Source organism: Streptomyces sp. SS8 (assembly GCF_054072955.1).
Genome location: NZ_JBSVCZ010000043.1, coordinates 1 through 26,193 on the forward strand (window position 1 = coordinate 1; position 26,193 = coordinate 26,193).

Genomic DNA, 26,193 nt, shown 5'->3' on the forward strand with positions numbered 1-26,193 from the left:
GATCACCTCGACGGGCTCGTTCGGCCGCTCGCCCAGGCGCATCACCGCACCCTTGCCGAACTGCCGTTCAATCTGTGCGAGCGCGGCGTCGAGCGCCTTCTCGCGGTCGTTTCCTGCCATGGGTGCCACCCGGTTCGCTTGAGTCGATCGCTTCACATCAGAAGACGCTAGCGCCTGCCACTGACAATCGGCCCGGACGCCGTCCCCAGCAGCCCGGCCTCTCCATAAGAATGGCTGTTCGATTTTTGTGTCAAGTTGCCCCATGCTCCTGTGGAAAACCGGAAGAAGCCGGGAAACCAGCAGCTCAGAGGTGCCTCACACGGTCGGCCACGACGCAGGAGGCATCCTCCTCGGAGCTCACCTCAGCTCGGCGGGGACGTCCACGGCCGCGCAGACCGCGCGCCAGACCTCCTTCGCCCCCCACCCCGCCTCCAGAGCCTCGTGGACCGTCCGGCCGCCCAGCTCGGACATCACGTGATCGCGGGCGAAGGAGTCGGCGTACGCCTCACCGAAGTGGGCCGCCATCCGCTCCCAGAAGATCGTCAAACGCATGTACCCAGTATCCGCCCGCCCGGTTCCTCCCCCGCCGGCCGGGGAGGAACCGGGCGGGCGGAGAGGGTCCGGGCGGGCGGCAGGCCTATCCCAGGGCCCGCAGCCCCGCGGTGACCAGGACGGCGGCGGCGACCACCACCAGGAAGGGCGCACGCAGCACCAGCGCGACCGCGGCCGCCGCGAGACCTCCCGCGCGGGCGTCGGCCACCAGTGCGCCGCCCTCGCCGCCGAAGGTCTGCTGCGCGGTGAGTGCCGCCAGCAGCGCCACGGGCAGCAGGGCCGCCAGCCTCCGTACCAGCGGACGCTCCAGCGCACCGGCCGGCACCGACAGTCCGAGCAGCTTGACGAGGTAGCAGCCGACGGCCGTCGCCCCGATCGCGATCCACACGCCCGCCGTGCTCACCGGCCCTCCCCTCCGTCCAGCCCCCTGGCCCGCAGCCCCCGCGCCAGCAGCACCAGCGGCGCGGCGAGCGCCGCCACCAGCACCGGGACCCCGGCCGGGAGGACCGGCAGGAGACCCAGCCCCAGCAGCACCGCGAGCCCGGCCGTGGCACGCTCGGCGGCCGTGCGCAGCATGGGCGCCAGCAGCGCCAGGAAGACGGCCGGACCCGCCGCGTCCAGCCCCCAGGCGGCGGTGTCGCCGAGGGCTGCGGCGCCCAGCGCGCCGAGCAACGTGGTGAGGTTCCACAGCAGGTAGAGGGTGATGCCGGTGACGGTGAACCCGATCCGCGCCGCGCGCCGGTCCCGCTGGGCGAGGGCGACCAGGGAGGTCTCGTCGATGACCAGGTGGGCGGCCGCCGGCCGCACCGCGCGCGGCAGTCGCAGCAGCGAGGACAGCCGCAGCCCGTAGAAGGCGTTGCGGGTGCCGAGGAAGAAGGCGCCGGCCGCGGCGGTGAGCGGGCTGCCGCCCGCGGCGAGTGCGCCGACCAGGGCGAACTGCGAGGCGCCGGTGAAGACCAGCAGACTGAGCGCACAGGTCTGCGCGAGACTCAGCCCGGCTCCGGCGGAGGTAACCCCGAAGGCGAATCCGGACAGGCCCACGGCGACGCCGACTCCGAGGGCGTCGCGGACCACGGCCCTGTCGTCCCCGCCGCGGTCGGCGGTGGGCGGTGTCGTGGGGGGCGCCCCCTCCCCGGCCGGGCGGACCCGGGCGGCCTGGGCGCTCTGGATGGTCTGGTTCCTCTCGGGCACGGCGCGATGCTAGGCGCGGCCTTCCTGCCCGGTCTTGTACGTTCTTGCGCGTTCGCGCTGGTAGGCGCCCGGCGGTACGCCGACGATCCGGCGGAAATGCCGTCCCAGGTGCGGCTGGTCGGTGAAGCCCGCGGCGACGGCCGCCTCGGCGGGCGGTACCCCTTCCTCCAGCAGCCGGCGGGCGCGGCGGACCCGGGCACTGGTCAGCCAGGCGTGCGGCGGCATGCCGTACCGCTCGCGGAAGGCCCGCAGCAGCGAGAACGGGCTCGTCCCCAGCTCCGCGGCGAGTGCCTCCAAGGTGGGCGGGTCCGTCATCCGCTCCAGGAGGATCTCGCGGGCGCGCGCGGCCTTCCACGCACCCGCCGTGCGGACCGTGCGCGTGGGGAGCGCGGCGCCGTTACGGCGCAGCAGCCGGGTGACGGTCACCCGCAGCAGGGTGTCGGCGGCCAGGGCGTTGCCCTGCTCGGCGGCCCGGTGCACCTCGGCGATCAGGCGCGCGGCCCCCGGATCGTGCACGACGGACTCGGCGAACCCCGCGGTGCCCCGGATGGCCGTCGTCTCCGCGGCGATGGCCGCGACCGTGCGGGAGGAGGGGTAGAGCGTGGCGTACGCCCAGCCCTCCGGGACCCCGGCGCGCGCGGTGTGCGCCACTTCCGGGTTGATCATGACGACGGACCCCACGCCGGCCCGCTCCACGCCCTGCGGCAGCCCGACCTCCTCGACGCCGCCGGTGACGGCGGCGAGTACGTAGCCGTCGTGGGCGTGCTGGGGAAAGGTGTGCCTTATGTAGCGGGCGCGCAGCAGGTCCGTGCCCGGCAGCCGGTCGTACCGCCAGTGGCGTGCCCACTCCTCCTTGCCCATGCCTCCCATTGTGCGGGCCCGTGCGAAGCCCCTGCCGGGGCCGGCGGCCGCGAGGCCGGCACCGGGGCCGCGCCGGGACAGCCGGCCCGGGATGTCGCGGGGATGTCAGTGAGGGGGTGCACGATGGAGGCCATGGACCGGTCACCGGCTCTCGACGCCTTCTCCCCCGCGACCCGCTCATGGTTCACGGGTGCGTTCCAGGCCCCCACCGCCGCCCAGGAGGGCGCCTGGCGGGCGATCGCCGAGGAACGCGACGTCCTGGTCGTCGCGCCGACCGGCTCCGGGAAGACGCTGGCCGCCTTCCTCGCCTCCCTGGACCGGCTGGCCGCCGCACCGCCCCCCGCCGACCCGGTCCGCCGCTGCCGTGTGCTGTACGTCTCACCGCTGAAGGCCCTGGCGGTGGACGTCGAGCGCAATCTGCGCAGCCCGCTGACGGGCATCCGCCAGGAGTCGGTGCGGCTGGGGCTTCCCGAGCCGGACATCCGCGTCGGGGTCCGCTCCGGCGACACCCCGGCCGCCGAGCGCCGAGCGCTGGTCCGGCGCCCGCCGGACATCCTGATCACCACCCCCGAGTCGTTGTTCCTGATGCTCACCTCCGCCGCCCGCGAGGCCCTGCGCGGGGTGGAGACGGTGATCCTGGACGAGGTCCATGCCGTGGCCGGGACGAAGCGCGGCGCCCATCTGGCGCTCTCCCTGGAGCGCCTGGACGAGCTGCTGGACCGCCCGGCCCGCCGCATCGGACTGTCGGCGACGGTGCGGCCGGTGGACGAGGTGGCGCGTTTCCTCTCGCCCCGGCGCGGCGCGCACGTGGTGCAGCCGCCCTCGGGCAAGGAGTTCGACCTGTCGGTCGTGGTGCCCGTGCCGGACATGGGCGAGCTGGGCGGCTCGCCGGTGCGGGACGCGGGCGGCGAAGGGCCCGGCGGCCAGGGGGACCGGCCCTCCATCTGGCCTTCGGTGGAGGAGCGGATCGCCGACCTCGTCCAGGCCCACCGCTCCACCATCGTCTTCGCCAACTCCCGGCGTCTGGCCGAGCGGCTGTGCAACCGGCTCAACGAGATCGCCTACGAGCGGGCCACCGGCGAGCCCGTCCCCGAGGGCCACTCGCCCGCGGAACTGATGGGGGGATCGGGAGCCTCGGGGGGCGCCCCGCCGGTGCTGGCCCGCGCCCACCACGGCTCGGTCTCCAAGGAGCAGCGCTCCCAGGTCGAGGAGGAGCTGAAGGCGGGCCGCCTGCCGGCGGTGGTGGCCACCTCCAGTCTGGAGCTGGGCATCGACATGGGCGCGGTGGATCTGGTGGTCCAGGTGGAGTCCCCGCCCTCGGTCGCCTCCGGGCTGCAGCGGGTGGGCCGTGCCGGGCACCAGGTGGGCGCGGTCTCGGCCGGGGTGGTCTTCCCCAAGTACCGGGGCGACCTGGTGCAGTCCGCGGTGGTCACCGAGCGGATGCGCGAGGGCGCCATCGAGGCCCTGCGCATCCCCTCCAACCCGCTGGACGTACTGGCGCAGCAGATCGTCGCCATGACCGCGGTGGACACCTGGGACGTCGACGAGCTGCTCGCGGTCGTGCGGCGCGCCGCGCCCTTCGCCTCACTGCCGGATTCGGCGTACACCGCCGTACTGGACATGCTCGCCGGGCGCTACCCGTCCGACGCCTTCGCCGAGCTGCGCCCCCGCCTGGTGTGGGACCGCGTCGCCCACACCGTCACCGGGCGCCCCGGGGCACAGCGGCTGGCGGTCACCTCCGGCGGGACGATCCCCGACCGCGGGCTGTTCGGCGTCTTCCTCGCCGGCTCCGACCCGAAGAAGGGCGGCGGTCGCGTCGGGGAACTGGACGAGGAGATGGTCTACGAGTCGCGGGTGGGCGATGTGTTCACCCTGGGCACGACCAGCTGGCGCATCGAGGACATCACCCGCGACCGCGTCCTGGTCACCCCCGCCCCCGGCGTCCCCGGGCGGTTGCCGTTCTGGAAGGGCGACCAACTCGGCCGCCCGCTGGAGCTGGGCCGCGCGCTGGGAGCGTTCCTGCGCGAGGTCGGCGGGCTGACCCCGGAGGCCGCCCGGGAGCGGCTGGCGGCGGCCGGGCTGGACGAGTGGGCCGTGGACAACGTCCTGGCCTACCTGGACGAGCAGCGGCAGGCCTGCGGACACGTCCCCGACGACCGCACGATCGTGGTGGAGCGCTTCCGCGACGAGCTGGGCGACTGGCGGGTCGTTGTCCACTCCCCCTTCGGCGCCCAGGTGCACGCGCCCTGGGCGCTGGCGCTGGGAGCGCGGCTGGAGGAGCGGTTCGGCATGGACGCACAGGTGATGCACGCCGACGACGGCATCGTGCTGCGGCTGCCCGACACGGACCTGATGGGCTTCGACCTCGGCGAGGACTTCGGCGCGGCCCCGGTTCCGGAGCCCGCAGGCGCTCCGGACCACGACCCCGACCAGCCCCCGGTCGGCGCCGCCGACGTCCTGTTCGACCGGGACGAGGTGGAGCGGACCGTCACCGATCAGGTCGGCGGGTCGGCCCTGTTCGCCTCCCGCTTCCGCGAGTGCGCCGCCCGCGCCCTGCTGCTGCCCCGCCGCGATCCCGGCCGGCGCACCCCGCTGTGGCAGCAGCGCCAGCGGGCCGCCCAACTATTGCAGGTGGCGAGCGAGTTCGGGTCGTTCCCGATCGTCCTGGAGGCGGTGCGCGAGTGCCTCCAGGACGTCTTCGACGTACCCGGACTGGCCGAGCTGATGGGCGATGTCGAGTCGCGCCGGGTGCGCCTGGTGGAGGTCACCACACCCGAGCCGTCCCCGTTCGCCCGCTCCCTGCTGTTCGGATACGTCGCCCAGTACCTGTACGAGGGCGACTCCCCGCTCGCCGAGCGCCGTGCCGCCGCGTTGTCTCTGGACTCCCGGCTACTGGCCGAGCTGCTGGGCCGGGCCGAGCTGCGCGAGCTGCTCGACCCGGAGGTGCTGGCCGATCTGGAGCGCGAGCTGCAATGGCTCCCCGGAGAGGGCGGGGGCGCAGTCCCCCGGGTCAAGGACACCGAGGGCGTCGCCGACGTACTGCGCCTGCTGGGCCCGCTCACCGAGGAGGAGCTGGCCGAGCGGGGCGCCGAGCCGCGGTGGGTGCGGGAGCTGGAGCACGCCCGCCGCGTCATCCGCGTGCGTATCGCGGGACGGGAGCACTGGGCGGCGATCGAGGACGCCGGGCGGCTGCGCGACGCGCTGGGCGCGGCGCTGCCCGTCGGCGTGCCCGAGGCCTTCACCGAGCCCGTGGCCGATCCGCTGGGCGACCTGCTGGCCCGGTACGCCCGCACCCACGGCCCGTTCACCACCGCGCGGGCCGCCGGGCGGTTCGGTCTGGGCACCGCGGTCGCCGACGGCGCGCTGCACCGGCTGGCGGCGGCCGGCCGGGTGGTCCAGGGCGAGTTCCACCCCTCGGGGATCGAGCAGGAGTGGTGCGACACAGGCGTGCTGCGGCGGCTGCGCCGCCGCTCCCTGGCCGCACTGCGTCAGGAGCTGGAGCCGGTGCCGCCCGCCTCGCTCGCCGCCTTCCTGCCCCAGTGGCAGCACCTGGGGGCCGGGGCCGGCGGGCTGCGCGGAATCGACGGGCTGCTGCGCGCCGTCGAGCAGCTCCAGGGCGCCCCCGTGCCCGCCTCCGCCCTGGAGAAGCTGGTCCTGCCCTCCCGGGTGGCCGACTACCACCCGGCGATGCTGGACGAGCTGACCGCCGCCGGAGAGGTCGTCTGGGCGGGTGCGGGCGCGCTGCCGGGCAAGGACGGCTGGATCCGCCTCCACCTGGCCGACGCCGCCCCGCTGCTGCTGCCCGACGCCCTCCCGCTGGAGGCCGCCCCTCTGCACCGGGCGGTCCTGGAGGCGCTCTCGGGCGGCTACGGCCTGTTCTTCCGGCAGATCGCCGACCGGGTGCGCGCCACCGGGCACAAGGCGTCCGACGCCGAGCTGGCCGAGGCCGTGTGGGACCTGGCCTGGTCCGGGCGGCTCACGGGCGACACTCTGGCCCCGCTGCGCGCCCTGCTGGGCTCCGGTCGCACCGCGGGGGCCACGGCGCACCGCGCCAGGCGGAGCACTCCCCGCGGCCGGTACGGCTCCCCCGTCCCCCTGTCCCCCGTCGCGCCGGCCGGTGCGCCCCGCCGTCCCACCGCCTCCCGCGGCGGCCCTCCGACGGTCGCCGGCCGCTGGTCGCTGCTGCCGGACCGGGAGACCGATCCCACCCACCGGGCCCATGCCCTGGCCCGCACCCTGCTGGACCGGCACGGCGTGGTCACCCGGGGCGCGGTCGCCGCCGAGGGGGTCGAGGGCGGCTTCTCGGCCGCCTACCGCGTGCTGTCGGTCTTCGAGGAGAGCGGCCAGGCACGCCGCGGCTACGTGGTGGAGGGGCTGGGCGCCGCCCAGTTCGCCGTGGACGGCGCGGTGGACCGGCTCCGCGCGATCAGCACGGCCCGGGAGAAGCCCGAAGGCTCCCGCCCGCACACCGCCGTGCTCGCCGCCGCCGACCCCGCCAACGCCTACGGTGCCGCCCTGTCCTGGCCCGATCCGCCCTCCCCCGTCGCATCCGCCGACGGCGGACCGGCCCCGGGCAGGGCGGTCGCGGCCCACAAGCCGGGCCGCAAGGCCGGCTCCCTGGTGGTGCTGGTCGACGGCGATCTCGTCCTCTACCTCGAGCGCGGTGGCAGGACGCTGCTGGCCTGGCGGACCGAGGGGCCGTCGCTGACCGCCGCCGTCGAGGCCCTGGCCGGGGCCGCGCACCGCGGGATGCTGGGCACCCTCACCGTGGAGCGCGTCAACGGCTTCCCGGCCCTGACCTCCCCCGTCGGCTCCGCTCTGGAGGCCGCGGGCTTCCATGCCACCCCGCGCGGGCTGCGGCTGCGCGCATGACGGCTTGGACGACCGGCGGCCGACGGCAGGCGCGGAAGGCCGCGAGAGGCGTGCGGACGGTGAGGGTGGGAAGCGTTCGGGAAGCGGAGGCCGGAAGCGACGGACGAGGAAGGACGGCCCGGTGCCCGAGGGAGACACCGTCTGGCGCACCGCCCGGCAGCTGCACCGGGCGCTGTCGAAAGCGCCCCTGGTCCGCTGCGACCTGCGTGTGCCCAGGCTCGCCACCGCCGACCTCACCGGGCGCGAGGTACTGGAGACCGTCGCGCGCGGCAAGCATCTGCTCACCCGCTTCGAGGGCGGTCTGACGCTCCATTCCCATCTGCGGATGGACGGCGCCTGGCGCGTCTACGATCCGGGCCGGCGGTGGAGCGGCGGCCCGGGCCACCAGATCCGCGCCGTCCTCGCCACCGAAGCCCACTTGGCCGTGGGGTACCGCCTCCCCGTCCTGGAGCTGCTGCGCACCACCGGCGAGGACAGGGCCGTCGGCCATCTGGGCCCGGACCTTCTGGGCCCCGACTGGGACGAGGCGAAAGCCCTGAGCCGCCTGTTGGCGGATCCCGCCCGCCCCGTCGCCGAGGCATTGCTGGACCAGCGCAATCTGGCCGGGATCGGCAACGTCTACGCGGTGGAACTCTGCTTCCTGGTCAGGGTGACACCCTGGCTGCCGGTCGGTGAGATCCCCTCCCCCGAACGGCTGACGGCCCTGGCGAAGAAGCTGCTGGAGGTCAACAAGGACCGCACGCTCCGCGTCACCACCGGCGATGTGCGCGCCGGCCGGAATCTCTGGGTGTACGGCCGTGGGGACAGGCCGTGCCCGCGCTGCGGTACGACCGTCCGCACCTGGGTGCCCGGGCCCTCCACCACCCGGCGCGTGGCGTACTGGTGTCCCGGCTGCCAGACGGGACCGCCTCCGCCGTCCGCCTGAACGCCGGCTCCGTCCGGCAGGACGGCCGGGCCGGGGTCCGGGCGAAGCACAGCGCCGCGGCTCTGCCCGGCGATGCGACGGGCCCGGCCCGGACGCGTCTCACGCGTCCGGGCCGGGCCCGTGGTGGCTCCCTTGCAGAGTACGCCCGTTACCGCACGGCTCAGGCGGCGACGACGTCCACGGCCTCCGTCGGCGCCTTGATGGTCACCCGCTCCCCCGACCGCTCCGTGACGGACGTCACGGTCACCGGGTTGAGAACGGGACGGCGCATCGGCGCGGGGACCGTGTCGCTCGCCGCGGACTGCGCCAGCTCCGCGAGCGCCAGCTCGTCGCTGACCTCCCGCATCAGCTCGGACATCCGCACGTCCAGCGCCTCGCAGATCGAGGCGAGCAGTTCGGAGGAGGCCTCCTTCTGCCCCCGCTCGACCTCGGAGAGGTAGCCGAGCGACACCCGGGCGGACGAGGAGACTTCGCGCAGGGTACGGCCCTGGCGCTGGCGCTGCCGACGCAGCACGTCACCCAGCAGGCGACGGAGCAGAATCATCGGTGGCTCCCTCCTAGGACCGCTGACCCGGATCCTTCTTGCCCCACCGTACCGCCTTGGGCCGCGGCCGTGCGGGGAGCGATGCTGTGTTCACTCAGGGCTGCAAACATCCATTCCCCCCACTGTGTTCCGTATCCTTTGTCGGCGCATTTTCCATGAGTTCGCTCAGAAGCAGCTGGATGACGGCTCGTACGCTTCCGTCACGGATCTGCGCGCGGTCGCCGTCCAGGTCCAGTCGCAGCGCCACGGGACGGGCGCCCCCACCGGTCTCCCCCGGTCCGGCGACCGCCACATAGACCAGGCCCACCGGCTTGCCGTCCTGCGGCTCGGGGCCGGCCACCCCGGTGGTCGCCACGCCCCAGTCCGTGCCCAGCACGCGTCTGACCCCGGCCGCCATCTGCCGGGCCACCTCCGCGTCGACCGCGCCCCGTTCCCGCAGCAGCCCCCCGTCCACACCGAGGACCTCGTGCTTGACCTCGGTGGCGTAGGCGGTCACCGAGCCGCGCACGGTCGCCGAGGCGCCGGGGGCGGCGGTCAGCTCGGCCGCGACGAGCCCTCCGGTCAGCGACTCGGCCGCGGCGACGGTCTGGCCGCGGTCCGCCAGCAGCTTCAGCGCCTGCGCGGTGGTCTGCCTGGTCTCGTCGGCGCCACCGTCGGGAGCGAGTCCGGGCTCGGCCTCCCGCTCACCGCTCATCGGCCCGCTCCTCCGCCAGACCGGCCCGTCGCAGGACCAGCGCCTGCCGTACGTAGTCCAGCCCGGTGCCGACCGTCAGCACCACGGCCGCGGCCATCACCCACCAGCGCAGCGTGGCGAGCGGCCCGGTCAGGACCAGGATGTACATGCCCACGGCGACGCCCTGGGTGAGCGTCTTCATCTTCCCGCCCCGGCTGGCCGGGATGACGCCGTGCCGGATCACCCAGAAGCGCATCAGGGTGATGCCGATCTCCCTGAAGAGGATCACTCCCGTGACCCACCAGGGCAGGTCGGAGAGCGCCGACAGGCAGATCAGCGCCGCGCCCATGATCGCCTTGTCCGCGATCGGGTCCGCGATCTTGCCGAAGTCGGTGACCAGGTCGTACCGCCGCGCCAGCTCGCCGTCGAAGAGGTCGGTGATCATCGCGATGGAGAAGGCCGCCCAGGCGAAGGAGCGCCAGGCGGGATCGTGCCCTCCGTCGGCGAGCATCAGGAACACGAAGGCCGGCACCAGGAGCAGCCTCACCATGGTGAGGATGTTCGCGATGTTCCACAGGCTCACCGCACGGACCGCGGTGGCCTTCCGCTGCGCCATGGCTCCACCACCCGCTGCTGAGGCCGGGATGTCCGTCATGCCCCCGCCTCCTCACTCTCGGAGCACCCCCAGACGGCGTCCGGGGGCGGCTCGGCAACGAGATCCACACCCTCGGTCGCCACCACCTTCGCTTCGACCATCTGTCCCACGGAGAGCTGCGAGGAGCCGGCGTGACCGGCCAGGAGCGTCTGTCCGTCGGTCTCGGGGGCCTGGTGTGCCCCGCGCCCGACCGGGCCGTCCTCGCCGTCCACCGACTCGACCAGTACCCGTACGGTCTCACCGACGCGCTCCTCCGCGCGCTGCGCGGTCAGCTCCTCGGCGAGCCGCGAGATGTGGTCCAGCCGCTCGGCCACCGTCTCGGGGTCGGTCTTGTGCTCGTAGGTCGCCGCTTCGGTACCTTCCTCGTCCGAGTACCCGAAGACTCCGATCGCATCCAGCCTGGCCGAGACCAGAAAACGCTCCAGTTCCGCGAGGTCCGCCTCGCTCTCGCCGGGGAAGCCGACGATGAAGTTGGAGCGGACGCCCGCCTGCGGGGCCCTGGCGCGGATGGTGTCCAGCAGTTCGAGGAAGCGGTCGGTGTCGCCGAAGCGCCGCATGGCGCGCAGCACACCCGGAGCGGAGTGCTGGAAGGAGAGGTCGAAGTAGGGGGCGACCTTCTCCGTCCCGGTCAGCACGTCGATCAGTCCGGGCCGCATCTCGGCGGGCTGCAGATAGCTCACCCGGATCCGCTCGATGCCGTCCACCGCGGCCAGCTCCGGCAGCAGTGTCTCCAGCAGGCGGATGTCGCCGAGGTCCTTGCCGTAGGAGGTGTTGTTCTCGGAGACCAGCATGATCTCCTTCACGCCCTGCTCCGCCAGCCAGCGGGTCTCGCCCAGCACGTCCGAGGGACGCCGGGAGACGAAGGCCCCGCGGAAGGAGGGGATGGCGCAGAACGAGCACCGGCGGTCGCAGCCGGAGGCCAGTTTCACCGAGGCGACCGGGCTGCTGTCCAGCCGCCTGCGCAGCGGCGCCCGCGGGCCCGAGGCCGGGGCCACCCCGGCGGGCAGGTCGGCGGGGGCGGAGGCGGCCGGGGCGGCGTCCCCGTGGCCGGGCAGCGCGACGGCGGCGCCCTGCCGCTGCGCCGGGCTGACGGGCAGTAGCTTGCGGCGGTCCCTGGGGACGTGGGGGACGTGGGCTCCGCCGGAGAGGATGGTCCGGAGGCGGTCGGAGATGTCGGTGTAGTCGTCGAAGCCGAGCACCCCGTCGGCCTCCGGCAGTGCCTCGGCCAGTTCCTTGCCGTAGCGCTCGGCCATGCAGCCGACGGCGACCACGGCCTGGGTACGGCCATGGTCCTTGAGGTCGTTGGCCTCCAGCAGGGCGTCTACGGAGTCCTTCTTCGCGGCCTCGACGAAGCCGCAGGTGTTGACGACGGCGACGTCGGCGTCGGCGGCTTCCTCGACGAGCTCCCAGCCGTCCGCCGCCAGACGGCCTGCGAGCTCCTCCGAGTCCACCTCGTTGCGGGCGCATCCAAGGGTGACGAGGGCGACGGTACGGCGTTCGGGCATGGGCTCAAGACTACTTCGTCCCACCCGGCCCGACCGCCGCCAGGGTTGTGTCAACCCTGTTCCGGATCTCCCTTGGTGTAGCTGACGCGCTGCACCTGGCCGATCTCGCCGACCTTGTCGACCTCCTTGCCGTTGACGAAGAGGGTGACCGCGCCGGCGTTGCCGAGCACCAGGTCGATCCGCTTGTCGTCGGTGAAGGTCCTGGAGTCGCCGTCCTGCAGGACGCCCTCCTCCAGCAGCCGCCCGTTGTGGGCCTCGGCGGAGAACCAGCTCTTGCCGTCCTCGGCGACCAGCTTGATCGTCACCTTGTCGGCGGGCGCGGCGGCGATGGCGCTCTCGGAGACGGACGGTTCCGGATCGGGCTCGGGATCGGCGGGCTTGGCCGGGTCCGGCTCGCCGGCGGGGTCCGGCGACGGGCCGTCCTGGGCCACCGGGGTGCGCGCCGACTCGTCGCCGCCGCTGAAGAGGGTGAAGCCGACGAAGCCGACCACGGCCACGATCGCGGCGACCATGGCGGCGGTCCAGTTCGGACGGCTCGGCTCGGGCCGGATGCGTTCGGCCTCGAAGAGGGCGGCCGCGGGAGTGGGCGCCGGACGGCCGCCGTGCTCGGCGTCGTACTGCGCCACCAGCTCGTCCGGATCGAGACCGACGGCCTTGGCGAGGGTGCGGACATGGCCGCGGGCGTAGACGTCGCCTCCGCACCGGGAGAAGTCGTCCTGTTCGATGGCGTGCACGATCGGGACGCGCACACGGGTGGTCGCACTGACCTCGTCCACCGTCAGTCGCGCGTCGATACGGGCTTTCTGGATCGCCTGACCGACCGAAGGCCGGTCTTCTGGGGGAGAGTTGCCGATGGACACGGGGGCGCCTTTCGAGCGTGTAGCCACCTGCTGGATGTTCAGTCTAGAGGGGGTACGGAAGGGTGGGGCAAGCGGGCGGAGGGAGCCTGTCCGCCATAGGGATGGCCGTTCCGCCCGTTGGTGAACACCGACCGCACCCTCCTTCACGTTGACGTCTTGCCAGGGAAAAGGGTTGCCCTGCTCATTCCTACGAGTGAGTTTCCCCGCGGATCGTCGCGAGTACGTCATCCAGGTCGTCGGGTTTGACCAGAACGTCCCTCGCCTTGGAGCCCTCGCTGGGGCCGACCACCCCGCGCGACTCCATCAGGTCCATCAGCCTGCCCGCCTTGGCGAACCCCACACGCAGCTTGCGCTGGAGCATCGAGGTGGATCCGAACTGCGTGTTGACCACCAGTTCGGCCGCCTGGCACAGCAGGTCCAGATCGTCGCCGATCTCCTCGTCGATCTCCTTCTTCCGGCTCTGCCCGACCGTGACGTCGTCGCGGAAGACCGGGGCCATCTGCTTCTTGCAGTGCGCCACGACGGCCGCGACCTCCTCCTCCGTCACGAAGGCGCCCTGCATACGGGTGGGCTTGCCCGCCCCCATCGGCAGGAACAGCCCGTCGCCCTTGCCGATCAGCTTCTCGGCTCCCGCCTGGTCGAGGATGACCCGGCTGTCGGCGAGCGAGGAGGTGGCGAAGGCCAGGCGCGAGGGCACGTTCGCCTTGATCAGACCGGTGACGACGTCGACGGAGGGACGCTGGGTGGCCAGCACCAGATGGATGCCCGCCGCCCGGGCGAGCTGGGTGATCCGCACGATCGCGTCCTCCACGTCGCGCGGCGCCACCATCATCAGGTCGGCCAGCTCGTCCACGATGACCAGCAGGTACGGGTAGGGGGCGAGTTCCCGCTCGCTGCCCTCGGCCGCCTTCACCTTCCCCGCGCGCACCGCGGCGTTGAAGTCGTCGATGTGGCGGAAGCCGTAGGCGGCCAGGTCGTCGTAGCGCAGGTCCATCTCGCGCACGACCCACTGCAGCGCCTCGGCGGCCTTCTTGGGGTTGGTGATGATCGGGGTGATCAGGTGAGGGATGCCCTCGTAGGCGGTCAGCTCCACCCGCTTGGGGTCCACCAGCACCATCCGGACGTCCTCCGGGGTGGACCGGATCATCACCGAGGTGATCAGGCAGTTGATGCAGGACGACTTTCCGGAGCCGGTCGCGCCCGCCACCAGGATGTGCGGCATCTTCGCCAGGTTGGCCGTGACGTAGCCGCCCTCGACGTCCTTGCCGAGCCCGACCAGCAGCGGATGGTCGTCCCCGGCGGCCTCCGCCAGCCGGAGCACGTCGCCGAGGTTGACCATCTCGCGGTCGGTGTTGGGGATCTCGATGCCGACCGCCGACTTGCCCGGGATCGGGCTGATGATCCGCACGTCCGGACTGGCGACGGCGTAGGCGATGTTCTTGGCCAGTGCGGTGATCTTCTCGACCTTCACCGCCGGGCCCAGCTCCACCTCGTAACGCGTGACCGTCGGACCGCGGGTGAAGCCGGTGACGACGGCGTCCACCTTGAACTCGGAGAAGACGGTCGTCAGCGACTCCACGACCGCGTCGTTGGCCGCGCTGCGGGTACGGCCCGGCCCGCCCCGCTCCAGCAGGTCGAGCGAGGGAAGCGCGTAGGTGACGTCCCCGGCGAGCCGGAGCTGCTCGGCGCGCGGCGGCAGGGTGTCGGCGGGCGGCTCGGCCGGTGCCTTGGTCAGGTCCGGCACGGAGGCGGTCCGCCCCTTCTCCCCCGTGCTCTTCCGCTCCGCGTCCCCCTGCTCCTGCTCCCGGCCCGCGCTCCGCCGCTCGCCCCGGCCGCCCCGCTGGTCGCGGACCGAGCTGGTGAGGTCCGCGACCAGCGGCGAGGGCTGCACGCCGTGCAGGACGGCGTCCTCCAGCTGGGCCGCCGCGGCGGCGGCCACGTCCACCGCGCCGGGAGAGCCGTCCGGAGTGCGCGGGGCCCCGGGGGCCCGGCGGGTGCGGCGCCGGCCGTCCAGTGCTTCCTTCTCGGCCTGGAAGGCGTCATCACCGTCCTTGCGCAGCCTCGCCCGCCGCGGCCGGGGTTCCTCCCCGCCGTACGCGTCGCGGCCGCCGTAGCCCTCCGGCCCGCCGCCGGGGCCGGGGTCCTGCGCCACCAGCCCCAGTCGCACCCCCAGTTGGCGCAGCCGCTGGGGAACGGCGTTGACGGGAGTGGCGGTGACGACGAGCAGCCCGAAGACGGTCACCAGCAGCAGCAGCGGTACGGCCAGGGCCGCGCTGACGGTGAGGACCAGCGGCTGGGAGACCGCCCAGCCGATCATGCCGCCCGCGTCCCGTACCGCCTCGTGGCCCTCGCCCCGCCCCGGCGAACCGCAGGCGATGTGCACCAGCCCCAGTACGCCGACGGCCAGGGCGGAAAGTCCGATGACGATGCGTCCGTTGGCCTCCGGCTTCTCCGGGTGCCGCATCAGCCGCACCGCGACGGCACCCAGCAGCACCGGCGCCACCAGGTCCATACGGCCGAAGGCCCCGGTCACCAGCATCCCGACCAGTTCGCCCACCGGCCCCTGCAGATTGGACCAGGTGCCGGCCGCGATCACCAGGGCGATGCCCAGCAGCAGCAGCGCCACCCCGTCCTTGCGGTGCGCCGGATCCAGCCCCCTGGCTCCGCGGCCTATGCCGCGCAGCAGCGCCCCGACAGTGTGCGCGACGCCGAGCCAGACGGCTCTGACCAGCCGGAAGATCGCGTTGGTGGGAGACGGCGCGGGTCTGGGCGGAGCCTTCGCCACCGTCTTCCTCGCCGTCTTCCTGGGCGCGGCAGGCCTCGGTGCCGGGGCCTTCCTGACGGGAGCCTTCTTGGCGGGCGCCTTCTTGGCAGCCTTGCCGGACGTACGTGAGGCCATGGTGCCGAGATTACCCGCGAGAGCCCCTAGGAACACGGACGCCCGTGCGGTCGGCGGGACGGGGCGCGCCCGGCCCGCGGCACGCCGGCCCCGGCGAGGTGACGCCCCGTCGGAAGCGCCCGCCCACCTGGCGGCGGATCAGTTCTGCGACGGGAGCGAGGCCGATCGGCCGTCGTTGCCCGGCTCCAGTGCGTCCAGCGCCCGCCGCAGACCGGTGAGCTTGCGCTCCAGGTGGGCGGCCGTGGCGACGGCCGCGGTGTCCGGGGATTCGTCCAGGTGCTTGGAGAGCGCCTCGGCCTGCTCCTCCACCGCCGCCAGCCGCGCGGAGAGCTCGGCCAGCAGCCCCGAGGGCTCCGCCGCCTTGTCGCCGTCCTCGCCGGAGCGCCGGCCGTCCAGCTGGAGCCGCAGCAGGGCGGCCTGCTCACGCAGCTGAACGTTCTTCATGTACAGGTCGACGAAGACCGATACCTTCGCACGCAGCACCCACGGGTCGAACGGCTTGGAGATGTAGTCCACCGCACCGGCCGCGTAGCCGCGGAAGGTGTGGTGCGGACCGTGGTTGATGGCCGTGAGGAAGATGATCGGGATGTCCCGGGTACGCTCCCGTCGCTTGATGTGGGCGGCGGTCTCGAAACCGTCCATGCCCGGCATCTGCACGTCCAGCAGGATGACCGCGAAGTCGTCCGTGAGCAGCGCCTTGAGCGCCTCCTCCCCTGACGATGCCCGCACCAGCGTCTGGTCCAGCGCGGAGAGGATGGCCTCCAGCGCCAGCAGATTCTCCGGTCGGTCATCGACCAGGAGGATCTTGGCCTTCTGCACCATGGCCCGTCCTCCTCGCCCCGGCAGCGCTCTGGACGCTGCCACCGGCAACGACTCCTTTGCGCCGCCCGTTCCTGTGCCGGTCATGGTAGCCCCACCTCGCGGCCCACCACACCCTGTCACCGAGATGTCACTGTGCACGTACCTGAAACGCTGTGAGAGACCCGAAGGTTCCCCGATTGCAGCATTTCCACACCTAATGCGTCGCACCTCACCGGCGCACCGCCGACCACGGAACCATCGCACATCACTCCCCGCGCATCCACCGCGTCATGACGGACAGCAGGTGATCGGTGTCCACCGGCTTGGTGACGTAGTCGGACGCCCCGGAGTCGATGCTCTTCTCCCGGTCGCCCTTCATCGCCTTCGCCGTCAGCGCGATGATCGGCAGCCCGGCGAACTGCGGCATCCGCCGGATCGCCGCGGTCGTGGCGTAACCGTCCATCTCCGGCATCATGATGTCCATCAGGACGACCGCCACGTCGTCGTGCTGCTCCAGCACCTCGATGCCCTCGCGCCCGTTCTCGGCGTAGAGCACCTGCAGACCGTTCTGCTCCAGCACGCTGGTGAGCGCGAAGACGTTGCGGATGTCGTCGTCGACGATGAGCACCTTCTCGCCGTCGAAGGCGCCCCGCGGGCGCTCCTGCGCCCTCTGGACGGTGTCCCGCCACATCTCCGCGTCGCCCTCCGCCTCCTGGGGCGCGGGCTGCTTGCGCGGCATGGGGGGCAGCTGGCGGCGGCGGGACGCGAGAGCCGCCGCGGCGCGCTCTGCTGCGGGCACGTCCAGGGTTCCGCCCGCCTCCCGGACCGGTTCCTCCCCGTCACCGTACGCGGCGGACGCACCGGACCCGGCGGAAGCGGAAGAGGTCCCGGCTCCGCCGCCCGGCCGGCCCTCGACCGCGTGCGCGGCCTCCGCGGAGCCCTCGCCCGGCTGCGGGTGACCCTGCGGCGGCAGGTCACTGGTGGTCAGGGGCAGGTAGAGGGTGAACGTCGAGCCGCGGCCCGGCTCGCTGACCGCGTGGATCTCGCCGCCGAGCAGCCGCGCGATCTCCCGGCTGATGGAAAGCCCCAGCCCGGTGCCGCCGTACTTGCGGCTGGTCGTGCCGTCCGCCTGCTTGAATGCCTCGAAGATCACACGCATCTTGCTCTGCGCGATCCCGATGCCGGTGTCGGTCACCGAGAAGGCGATCAGATCGGAGTCGGCGTCGCGCAGCGAGCCGTGCTCCAGCATCTGCTCGCGGATCGACTCCGGCACGTCCGACCCGGCCGACCGGATCACCAGCTCCACCGCGCCGCTGTCGGTGAACTTCACCGCGTTCGACAGCAGGTTGCGCAGCACCTGCAGCAGGCGCTGTTCGTCGGTGTGGAGAGTGGGGGGCAGCTCCGGCGAGACCCGCACGGAGAAGTCGAGCCCCTTCTCCGCGGTGAGCGGCCGGAAGGTCGCCTCCACGTAGTCCACCAGCTGCACCAGCGCGATACGGGTCGGGCTGACGTCCATCTTGCCGGCCTCGACCTTGGACAGGTCCAGGATGTCGTTGATCAGCTGGAGCAGGTCGGAACCGGCGCCGTGGATCGTCTCGGCGAACTCCACCTGTTTGGGCGAGAGGTTCCCCTCGGCGTTGTCGGCCAGCAGCTTGGCGAGGATCAGCAGCGAGTTGAGCGGGGTGCGCAGCTCGTGCGACATGTTCGCCAGGAACTCGGACTTGTAGCGCATCGAGACCGCCAGTTGCTCGGCACGCTCCTCCAGGACCTGCCGGGCGTCCTCGATCTCGGAGTTCTTGATCTCGATGTCGCGATTGGTCTTGGCCAGCAGCTCGGCCTTCTCCTCCAGTTCCTCGTTCGAGGCCTGCAGGGCCCGCTGCCTGCTCTCCAGCTCCACCGACCGCTCCTGGAGCTGCTCGGCCAGCTCCTGCGACTGCCGCAGGAGCACCTCGGTCTTGGTGTTGACGCTGATGGTGTTGACGCTCGTGGCGATCATCTCGGCGATCTGGCTCAGGAAGTCCTTCTGGATCTGGGTGAAGGGCTGGAAGGTGGCCAGTTCGATGACGCCGAGCACCCTGCCCTCGAAGAGCAGCGGCAGCACGATCACCTGGGCGGGCGGTGCCTCGCCGAGCCCTGAGGAGATCTTCAGGTAACCGGGCGGCGCGTGCTCGACGAGGATCGTGCGCTTCTCGTCGGCCGCGATGCCCACCAGGGACTCGCCGGGCAGGAAGGTGGTGGGCATGGTGCCCGGGGAGTAGCCGTAGGTGCCGATCATCCGCAGCTCGTACGAGCCGTCCTCGCTCGCCCCTACCCCGAGCTCCGGGCCGCCGCCGGTCGGGGCCGCGACGAAGAAGGCACCGTGCTGGGCGGAGACCACCGGGGTCAGCTCGCTCATGATCAGCCGTGCCACGTCCTCCAGATCGCGGCGGCCCTGCATCAGCCCGGAGATGCGGGCGAGGTTGCCCTTGAGCCAGTCCTGCTCCTGGTTGGCGAGCGTGGTCTCGCGCAGTGTGGCGATCATGGTGTTGACGTTGTCCTGGAGCGCCAGGATCTCGCCGGCCGCGTCCACGTCGATCTTCACGTTGTGGTCGCCGCGGGTCACCGCGGCGGCGACCGCCGCGATGGCGCGCACCTGGCGGGTCAGGTTGCCCGCCATCTCGTTCACCGACTCGGTCAGGTCCTTCCAGGTGCCCGAGACGCCGTCGACCCGCGCCTGGCCACCCAGCTGCCCCTCGGTGCCCACCTCGCGCGCGACCCGTGTGACCTGTTCGGCGAACGAGGACAGCTGGTCCACCATCGTGTTGATGGTGGTCTTCAGCTCCAGGATCTCGCCGCGCGCGTCGATGTCGATCTTCTTGGTGAGATCGCCCTTGGCGATCGCGGTGGTGACCATCGCGATGTTGCGCACCTGGCCGGTGAGGTTGGAGGCCATGGAGTTCACGGACTCCGTCAGGTCCTTCCAGGTGCCCGACACCCCCGGCACCCGCGCCTGGCCGCCCAGGCTTCCGTCGGTGCCCACCTCGCGCGCCACCCGCGTGACCTCGTCGGCGAACGACGACAGGGTCGTCACCATGGTGTTGACGGTGTCGGCGAGCTGGGCGACCTCGCCACTGGCCTCCACGGTGACCTTCTTGGTCAGGTCGCCGTTGGCGACCGCGGTGGCGACCTGCGAGATGTTGCGCACCTGACCCGTCAGGTTGGACGCCATCAGGTTGACGTTCTCGCTCAGGTCCTTCCAGATGCCGGTGACGCCCGGCACATGGGCCTGGCCGCCCAGGATGCCCTCGGTACCCACCTCGCGCGCCACCCGCGTGACCTGCTCGGCGAAGGACGAGAGCTGGTCCACCATCGTGTTCACGGTCGTCACCAGGGCGAGGATCTCCCCCTTGGCGTCGACGGTGATCTTCTTGGACAGGTCGCCCCGGGCGACCGCGGTGGTGACCTCGGCGATGTTGCGGACCTGGGAGGTGAGGTTGTTCGCCATGCCGTTGACGGACTGGGTGAGGTCCTTCCAGGTGCCGGAGACCCCCTCCACCTCGGCCTGGCCGCCCAGGATGCCCTCGGTGCCCACCTCACGGGCCACCCGCGTGACCTGCTCGGCGAACGAGGACAGCTGGTCCACCATCGTGTTGAGGGTGTTCTTCAGCTCCAGGATCTCCCCGCGCGCGTCCACGTCGATCTTCTGCGACAGATCACCGCGCGCCACCGCCGTCGCGACCTGGGCGATGTTGCGCACCTGGGCCGTGAGATTGCCCGCCATGCCGTTGACCGAGTCCGTCAGGTCGCGCCACACCCCGGCCACACCCGGCACCTGCGCCTGGCCGCCGAGGCGCCCCTCGGTGCCCACCTCGCGGGCGACCCGGGTGACCTGGTCGGCGAAGGCGGAGAGCTGGTCGACCATCGTGTTGATGGTGTTCTTCAGCTCCAGGATCTCCCCGCGCGCGTCGACCTCGATCTTCTGCGACAGATCACCGCGCGCCACCGCCGTCGTCACCTGGGCGATGTTGCGCACCTGGGAGGTGAGGTTGCCCGCCATGAAGTTGACGGAGTCGGTCAGGTCCTTCCAGGTGCCCGAGACGCCGTCGACCCGCGCCTGGCCGCCCAGCCGTCCCTCGGTGCCCACGTCCCGGGCCATCCGGGTCACCTGCTCGGCGAACGAGGACAGCTGGTCGACCATGGTGTTGACGGTGTTCTTCAGCTGGAGCATCTCGCCGGAGACGTCCACCGTGACCTTCTGCGACAGGTCGCCGTTGGCGACCGCGGTGGTCACCTGCGCGATGTTGCGGACCTGGCCGGTGAGGTTGCGGAACGCGGTGTTCACCGAGTCCGTGAGGTCCTTCCACGTCCCCGCCGCGCCCGGCACCTGCGCCTGACCGCCCAGCTCGCCCTCGACACCGACCTCCCGGGCGACCCGGGTGACCTCGGAGCCGAAGGCGGAGAGCTGGTCCACCATGGTGTTCACGGTGTTCTTCAGCTCCAGCATCTCGCCGGAGACGTCCACCGTGACCTTCTGCGACAGGTCGCCGTTGGCGACCGCGGTGGTCACCTGCGCGATGTCCCGCACCTGCGCCGTGAGGTTGCGGAACGCGGTGTTCACCGAGTCCGTGAGGTCCTTCCACGTCCCCGCCGCGCCCGGCACCTGCGCCTGACCGCCCAGGACGCCCTCGGTGCCGACCTCGCTGGCCGCGCGCGTCACCTCGTCGGCGAACGTCCGCAGCGTCTCGGTCATCGTGTTGATGGTGTCGGCGAGCTGCGCCACCTCGCCGCGCGCGTTCACCGTGACCTTCTGCGACAGGTCGCCGTTGGCGACCGCGGTGGTCACCCGTGCGATCTCACGCACCTGGGAGGTGAGGTTGCCCGCCATCGTGTTGACGGAGTCGGTCAGGTCCTTCCACACGCCACCGGCGCCCGGCACCCGCGCCTGGCCGCCGAGCTGGCCCTCGGTGCCCACCTCGCGTGCGACGCGCGTCACCTCGGACTGGAAGGCGGAGAGCTGGTCGACCATCGTGTTGACGGTGTTCTTCAGCTCCAGCATCTCGCCGGCCACGTGCACGGTGACCTTGCGCGACAGATCGCCCTTGGCGACCGCGGTGGTCACCAGCGCGATGTCGCGGACCTGGGCGGTCAGCCTGGACGCCATCGTGTTGACGGAGTCGGTCAGGTCCTTCCAGGAGCCGGACATGCCGCGCACCCGCGCCTGACCGCCCAGCTTCCCCTCGGTGCCGACCTCGCTGGCGACACGCGTCACCTCGTCGGTGAACGTGGAGAGCTGGTCGACCAGCCCGTTGACGGTGCGCCCCACCTTGAGGAACTCGCCCCGCAGCGGATGTGTCGCCCCGCCCGGGCTCTGGACCCGCAGGTCCATTCGCTGCTCCAGGTCTCCCTCGGCCACCGCCGACAGCACCCGGCCGACCTCGGAGACGGGCCGCACCAGATCGTCCACCAGCGCGTTCGACGCGTCGATGGCGGTCGCCCAGGCCCCCTCGCAGGCGCCGGTCTCCAGCCGCTCGGTCAGCTTGCCGTCCTTGCCGACCACCCTGCGCACCCGGGCCAGCTCACTGGTCAGATGGAGGTTGCGGTCGGCGACCTCGTTGAAGACCGCGGCGATCTCGGCCATCGGGCCGTCGCCGGCGACGGTGAGGCGCTTGCGGAAGTTCCCGTCCCGCATCGCCTCCAGGGCGGTCAGCAGCCGATTGACCGCGGCCGCCTCAACCTCGATCACCCCGTTTGCCCGAGACCGTCCGCTTCTCGTGCGCGTGCTGGCGCCTCGCGCCGCTCCGCCAGACTGCACCGTGTCCCTCCCGCTGGGTCGAACGTTCCGCCCGGGCATTCACTTCGAGCCTTCCCAGTGTTTCACCATGGTGGAACCAGGCGATAACAGTTCGGCAGCATCGCACACCACCGACTGAACGCCTCAAGGGGGAAACACCCGCATCCGGGGCCCGCCGGTACTGCGAACGTAAGTAACCTGGCTTCCGGCTGTCCATCCGCTCCGGCCCGCCGGGCGCGAAGGACACGTGGTCACGACGGGTATTCGAAGGGGCGCTGCGGTGGACGAGGCGAGTGCCGGGCAGCGGCTGGCCGCGGCGGTGGGCGCCCAGCGGGGCCCTCTGCCGCCCGCGCGTACGGACGGCGACGACAGATCCATGGGGAGAACAGTGATCACGGCGCGAGCAGCGGCCACCTTCGAGCCGGTCGGACGCTCGGTCGCGAGTGCCCGCGCCTTCGTGCGCGACACCCTCCAGGGCTGGGGCCTGGCCGACATCGTCGACGACGCCGTCGTCCTCACCAGCGAGCTGGTCACCAACGCCGTCGTCCACGCCGGCACCGCCGCCGACGTCCTGTGTCTGCGCGACGGCGACGCAGGCGTGCGCGTGGAGGTCGCCGACCACTACCCCGACCGCGGGCTGCCCGTCCAGGACCTGGGCCACCACTTCGGCGACCCCGACCGTGAGGGCGGCCGCGGCCTGCTGCTGTGCGCCTCGCTCGCCGACCGCTGGGGCGTGGAGTACACCGCGGTCGACAAGCGCGTCTGGTTCCGCCTGGAGCTTCCCGAACGTCCGGTCGGCACCCGCAGCGCCGGTCCCGCCCTCCCCGACAGCGCCCTGCCCACCACCGACACCCGGGTCCGTGTCGCCGTCCTGCAGGTCGACCGCTCCGGTACGGTCTCCGCCTGGAACGACGACGCCCGCGAGCTGTTCGGCTACACCGCCGAGCAGGTCGCCGGCAAGCCGCTGACCGACCTCGCCGCCTGGCCCCACACCCCCGGCATCGGCACCGGCATCGCCGAGGCCCTGGCCCTCTCCCGCTGGGAGGGCTCGTACGGCATCCGCGGCTCGGACGGCCGCACCGTCCCGGTCTACGCCTCCCACCTGCGCGTGCGCGACGCCGACGGCGAGCCGTCCACCGTCTGCCTGCTGGTGCGCGACCACGAGCGCGCGGTGCTGCAGTCCCCCGCGCGCGGTGCGGCTTCCGACCCCACCGGCGCCCCGGAGAGCCGCGACCGGGCCGGCGCCGATCCCTTCGAGACCTTCATCGGCTCCCCTCCCCCGGACGACCTCGACGGCCTGCTCCAGCGCACCGTCGAACGCGCCCGCGACATGCTCGACGGCGACGCCGCCTTCCTCCTGCTGGCCACGGACGACGAGACCGAGCTGGAGGTCCGTGCCACCACCGGTCTGCCCTCCGCCCGTCAGCGCTTCGCCCGCGTTCCCGTCGAGGCGGGCAGCGGCCGCTACGGCTCGGCCCGGATGCCCTCGGTCCACGAGGACCTCTCCGCGGTCCCCGGTGCGGTCCCCCTCCTGGAGGGAACGGGGATGCGCTCGGTCGTCACCGTCCCGCTGAAGGTCGAGGGGCGGCTGACCGGCTCCCTGGGCGTCTCGGCCGAGGCTCCCGGCCGCTACACCAACGAGGAGGCCCTGCGGCTGCAGTTCGCCGCCGACCGGATCGCGCTCGCGGTGGAATCCGCGCGCCTGACCGAGCTGGAGCGGCTGCGCCGCGGCTCGCTGTCCTTCCTCGTGGAGGCGTCCGACCTGCTCGCCGGCACCCTCGACCGCGACCAGACGCTCGCCCTGATGGCCCAGATGACAGTCCCCACCCTCGCCACCTGGTGCGCCGTCTACACCATCGCGGACCAGTCCTCCGAGCCCGAGCTCTCCTACGTCCTGCACGAGGACGAGGACCGCATCGACGGCCTCAAGGCCCTGCTGTCCAAGGTCTCCCCGCCCGATCCGGTCCCCACTCCCGGCGCACGGGTGTGGACCGCCCCGGGCGACGCGGCGCACTCCGCCGCGCTGCGCACCTCCCTGCGCAGCCTGGGCCTGGACCAGAGCGGCCTCTCCCTCGACCGGCTCCCGGCCTCCATCTCCTCCAACACCGCAGGCACCACCCTCGCCACCGCCGCCACAGTCGGCGGGGAGACGGTGGTGCTGCCGCTGGTGGCCCGCAACCGCGTCATCGGCATGCTCACCCTGGGCAAGCCGACCGAGGAACGCTTCCGCCAGGAGATCCTGGAACTGGCCGAGGACCTCTCCCGCCGGGCCGCCCTCGCCCTGGACAACGCCCGGCTCTACAGCGAGCGCACGGCCATCAGCCAGTCCCTCCAGCGCAGTCTGCTGCCTCCCGAGCTCCCCGACGTCCCCGGCGTCGAGGTCGAGGTCATCTACCGTGCGGCGGGCGAGGGCAACGAGGTCGGCGGCGACTTCTACGACCTCTTCCCCATCCGGGACGGCGCCTACGGCTTCGCCATCGGCGACGTCTGCGGCACCGGCCCCGAGGCCGCGGCCGTCACCGGGCTGGCCCGGCACGCACTGCGCCTGCTGGCCCGTGAGGGCTTCGGAGGCCCGGCCGTCCTGGAGCGGCTCAACGCCGCGATCCTCGACGAGGGCGCCCGCAGCCGCTTCCTGACCCTGCTCTACGGCGAGCTGTGGCCTCAGCCCGAGGGCGGTGCCGTCCTCAGGGTCGTCTGCGCGGGCCACCCGCTTCCGCTCCGCCTGCGCCAGGACGGCACCGTCGAGCCGGCCGCGGAGCCGCAGCCGCTGCTGGGCGTGATGGACGATCTGGAACTGTACGAGGAGACCGTCGCCCTCGACCCGGGCGATGTCCTGCTGTGCGTCACCGACGGCGTCACGGAGCGCCGTGAGGGCAACCGCATGCTCGGCGACGACGGCCTGGCCGACGTCCTCACGACATGCACGGGTCTGACGGCGGGCGCGGTGGCCGCGCGCATCATGCGCGCGGTGGAGCGTTTCGCCGCCGACGCTCCGTCCGACGACATGGCGATCCTGGCGATGCGCGTCCCCGAGTGACGACGGGCGCACCCCGGAACGACGAAAGGGAGGAGGCCCCCGCCGTACGGCGGGGGCCTCCTCCCTTTTCCAGAGCCCCAATACGGAATCGAACCGTAGACCTTCTCCTTACCATGGAGACGCTCTGCCGACTGAGCTATTGGGGCGAGCCAGCGGGATAGATCATACCTGAATCCCGGGGCGACTTTGACCACCCGGCCCGTCCGGCTCTCCCCGAGCTCCGCATCGCTCGACCTCCGCCGCTCAGCAGGCCGGTTCCATCAGCAGACCACCCAGCGAATTGCAGGCCGAGACGATCCGCTGCAGCTCGCGACGGGTCATCGACGCCTCCAGCGGCAGCGCCAGACACTCACCCACCGCCCGCTCCGTCTCGGGCAGCCTGACATCCGCGCGGAACTCCGGCAGACGGTGCACAGGCGTCCTCACCGGCACGTGACACCGCACCCCGCGGGCTCGCAGAGCCTGCTTGAAGACATCTCTGTCGGGCCGCCCGTTCCCCGGTACCCGCACCACGTACTGCTCGTAGGTGTGACGAGTCCCGGCCGCGGCGCGCGGGACGACCACACCGGTCAGCCTCGTGTTCAGGAACTCGGCGTGCTGCCTGCGCCGAGCGGCTTCCACCGAGGAGAGGACAGCCGGCTCCCCGGGCTCGACCACCTTCATCCCATGACTCTGCGCCAGCGCGTGCAGACAGACCATGTCGGCGGGGTGCCCGAAGAGGTGCACGGGGACCACTGCGGCGGTCCGCTCGTTCAGCACCGCGGCGACGGAGGCGGGATCGATGCAGAGGCTTCCGGGCTCGATGTCGGCGAACACGGGCAGCGCACCGGTCTCCCGTACGGCCGCCGCCACCTCCCTGTCGCAGTACGCGGGCACGATCACCTCGTCCCCGGTACCTATGCCCTGCTTCTCGAGCCTGGCTCGCAGCGTGCCGCTCAGCGTCGTCGTCCCCATGTCCGAGATGCTGGCGGCGCCATGTGAACTTCCGGTTACACAACACAGAAAGGCCGTGGTCCCCGGATTTAATTCCGGGGACCACGGCCCAATA

16 protein-coding genes, 1 tRNA gene and 1 pseudogene are annotated in these 26,193 nt (G+C 72.4%); 3 read left to right on the forward strand and 15 right to left on the reverse strand.

The features are described 5' to 3' along the window. The 5 genes and pseudogenes from ACW69E_RS26785 to ACW69E_RS26805 all read right to left on the reverse strand — a co-directional run. Positions 1-120 (reverse strand): annotated as a pseudogene (locus ACW69E_RS26785) (recombinase RecA); the annotation flags it as partial. Positions 121-357: 237 nt separating this feature from the next. Continuing rightward, positions 358-552, reverse strand: coding sequence for a DUF3046 domain-containing protein (locus ACW69E_RS26790; protein WP_457500882.1), 195 nt, complete (start codon positions 550-552; stop codon positions 358-360). A gap of 85 nt (positions 553-637) precedes the next feature. Next, positions 638-955 (reverse strand): AzlD domain-containing protein, encoded by a 318-nt coding sequence (locus ACW69E_RS26795; RefSeq protein ID WP_457500883.1) that lies wholly within the window; start codon positions 953-955, stop codon positions 638-640. Beyond that, positions 952-1,626: an AzlC family ABC transporter permease gene (locus ACW69E_RS26800; protein WP_457500894.1), complete on the reverse strand. Its 675-nt coding sequence runs from the start codon at positions 1,624-1,626 to the stop codon at positions 952-954. The genes ACW69E_RS26795 and ACW69E_RS26800 overlap by 4 nt, the downstream gene beginning before the upstream one ends. Before the next feature lie 126 nt (positions 1,627-1,752). After that, positions 1,753-2,613 carry a helix-turn-helix domain-containing protein gene (locus ACW69E_RS26805; protein ID WP_457500884.1) on the reverse strand — a complete coding sequence of 287 codons (861 nt, stop codon included), beginning with the start codon at positions 2,611-2,613 and terminating at the stop codon, positions 1,753-1,755. A 114-nt stretch (positions 2,614-2,727) separates the two neighbouring features. Here ACW69E_RS26805 and ACW69E_RS26810 point away from each other — a divergent pair, with 114 nt between their 5' ends. Then, positions 2,728-7,476: an Lhr family ATP-dependent helicase gene (locus ACW69E_RS26810; RefSeq protein ID WP_457500885.1), complete on the forward strand. Its 4,749-nt coding sequence runs from the start codon at positions 2,728-2,730 to the stop codon at positions 7,474-7,476. A 121-nt stretch (positions 7,477-7,597) separates the two neighbouring features. Further along, positions 7,598-8,401 carry an Fpg/Nei family DNA glycosylase gene (locus ACW69E_RS26815; protein ID WP_457500886.1) on the forward strand — a complete coding sequence of 268 codons (804 nt, stop codon included), beginning with the start codon at positions 7,598-7,600 and terminating at the stop codon, positions 8,399-8,401. A 160-nt stretch (positions 8,402-8,561) separates the two neighbouring features. On the opposite strand, the gene ACW69E_RS26820 is transcribed toward ACW69E_RS26815, so the two are convergent. The 8 genes from ACW69E_RS26820 to ACW69E_RS26855 form a co-directional block, all read right to left on the reverse strand. After that, positions 8,562-8,945 (reverse strand): helix-turn-helix domain-containing protein, encoded by a 384-nt coding sequence (locus tag ACW69E_RS26820; protein ID WP_093663381.1) that lies wholly within the window; start codon positions 8,943-8,945, stop codon positions 8,562-8,564. 94 nt (positions 8,946-9,039) lie between these two features. Continuing rightward, on the reverse strand, positions 9,040-9,639 hold the full coding sequence (locus ACW69E_RS26825) for a CinA family protein (protein WP_457500887.1): 600 nt from the start codon (positions 9,637-9,639) through the stop codon (positions 9,040-9,042). Continuing rightward, positions 9,629-10,273, reverse strand: coding sequence for a CDP-diacylglycerol--glycerol-3-phosphate 3-phosphatidyltransferase (gene pgsA / locus ACW69E_RS26830; protein WP_457500888.1), 645 nt, complete (start codon positions 10,271-10,273; stop codon positions 9,629-9,631). Before pgsA ends, ACW69E_RS26825 begins: the two co-directional genes overlap by 11 nt. Beyond that, on the reverse strand, positions 10,270-11,778 hold the full coding sequence (gene rimO / locus ACW69E_RS26835; protein ID WP_457500889.1) for a 30S ribosomal protein S12 methylthiotransferase RimO: 1,509 nt from the start codon (positions 11,776-11,778) through the stop codon (positions 10,270-10,272). The genes pgsA and rimO overlap by 4 nt, the downstream gene beginning before the upstream one ends. Before the next feature lie 50 nt (positions 11,779-11,828). Further along, the gene (locus ACW69E_RS26840; protein WP_457500890.1) at positions 11,829-12,638 is read right to left on the reverse strand and encodes a helix-turn-helix domain-containing protein; all 810 of its coding nucleotides are present in this window, start codon (positions 12,636-12,638) and stop codon (positions 11,829-11,831) included. Between the two features lie 187 nt (positions 12,639-12,825). Then, positions 12,826-15,537 carry a DNA translocase FtsK gene (locus ACW69E_RS26845; RefSeq protein WP_457500891.1) on the reverse strand — a complete coding sequence of 904 codons (2,712 nt, stop codon included), beginning with the start codon at positions 15,535-15,537 and terminating at the stop codon, positions 12,826-12,828. A gap of 138 nt (positions 15,538-15,675) precedes the next feature. Then, positions 15,676-16,359 carry a response regulator gene (locus ACW69E_RS26850; RefSeq protein WP_457500895.1) on the reverse strand — a complete coding sequence of 228 codons (684 nt, stop codon included), beginning with the start codon at positions 16,357-16,359 and terminating at the stop codon, positions 15,676-15,678. Between the two features lie 244 nt (positions 16,360-16,603). After that, positions 16,604-22,129, reverse strand: coding sequence for a HAMP domain-containing protein (locus ACW69E_RS26855; protein WP_457500892.1), 5,526 nt, complete (start codon positions 22,127-22,129; stop codon positions 16,604-16,606). A 367-nt stretch (positions 22,130-22,496) separates the two neighbouring features. Here ACW69E_RS26855 and ACW69E_RS26860 point away from each other — a divergent pair, with 367 nt between their 5' ends. Next, on the forward strand, positions 22,497-25,145 hold the full coding sequence (locus ACW69E_RS26860) for a SpoIIE family protein phosphatase (RefSeq protein WP_457500896.1): 2,649 nt from the start codon (positions 22,497-22,499) through the stop codon (positions 25,143-25,145). 73 nt (positions 25,146-25,218) lie between these two features. On the opposite strand, the gene ACW69E_RS26865 is transcribed toward ACW69E_RS26860, so the two are convergent. Together ACW69E_RS26865 and ACW69E_RS26870 are read right to left on the reverse strand one after the other, a co-directional pair. After that, positions 25,219-25,291 (reverse strand) — tRNA-Thr (locus ACW69E_RS26865). Positions 25,292-25,388: 97 nt separating this feature from the next. Next, positions 25,389-26,099: a DegT/DnrJ/EryC1/StrS family aminotransferase gene (locus tag ACW69E_RS26870; RefSeq protein WP_457500893.1), complete on the reverse strand. Its 711-nt coding sequence runs from the start codon at positions 26,097-26,099 to the stop codon at positions 25,389-25,391. Positions 26,100-26,193: the final 94 nt, after the last annotated feature.

Bases quoted from the DNA above. Each gene is read 5' to 3' on its own strand.
- ACW69E_RS26790 (WP_457500882.1), bottom strand. From the start codon at position 552: ATGCGTTTGACGATCTTCTGGGAGCGGATGGCGGCCCACTTCGGTGAG.
- ACW69E_RS26805 (WP_457500884.1), bottom strand. From the start codon at position 2,613: ATGGGAGGCATGGGCAAGGAGGAGTGGGCACGCCACTGGCGGTACGAC.
- ACW69E_RS26810 (WP_457500885.1), top strand. From the start codon at position 2,728: ATGGAGGCCATGGACCGGTCACCGGCTCTCGACGCCTTCTCCCCCGCG.
- ACW69E_RS26820 (WP_093663381.1), bottom strand. From the start codon at position 8,945: ATGATTCTGCTCCGTCGCCTGCTGGGTGACGTGCTGCGTCGGCAGCGC.
- ACW69E_RS26825 (WP_457500887.1), bottom strand. From the start codon at position 9,639: ATGAGCGGTGAGCGGGAGGCCGAGCCCGGACTCGCTCCCGACGGTGGC.
- pgsA (WP_457500888.1), bottom strand. From the start codon at position 10,273: ATGACGGACATCCCGGCCTCAGCAGCGGGTGGTGGAGCCATGGCGCAG.
- rimO (WP_457500889.1), bottom strand. From the start codon at position 11,778: ATGCCCGAACGCCGTACCGTCGCCCTCGTCACCCTTGGATGCGCCCGC.
- ACW69E_RS26845 (WP_457500891.1), bottom strand. From the start codon at position 15,537: ATGGCCTCACGTACGTCCGGCAAGGCTGCCAAGAAGGCGCCCGCCAAG.
- ACW69E_RS26850 (WP_457500895.1), bottom strand. From the start codon at position 16,359: ATGGTGCAGAAGGCCAAGATCCTCCTGGTCGATGACCGACCGGAGAAT.
- ACW69E_RS26870 (WP_457500893.1), bottom strand. From the start codon at position 26,099: ATGGGGACGACGACGCTGAGCGGCACGCTGCGAGCCAGGCTCGAGAAG.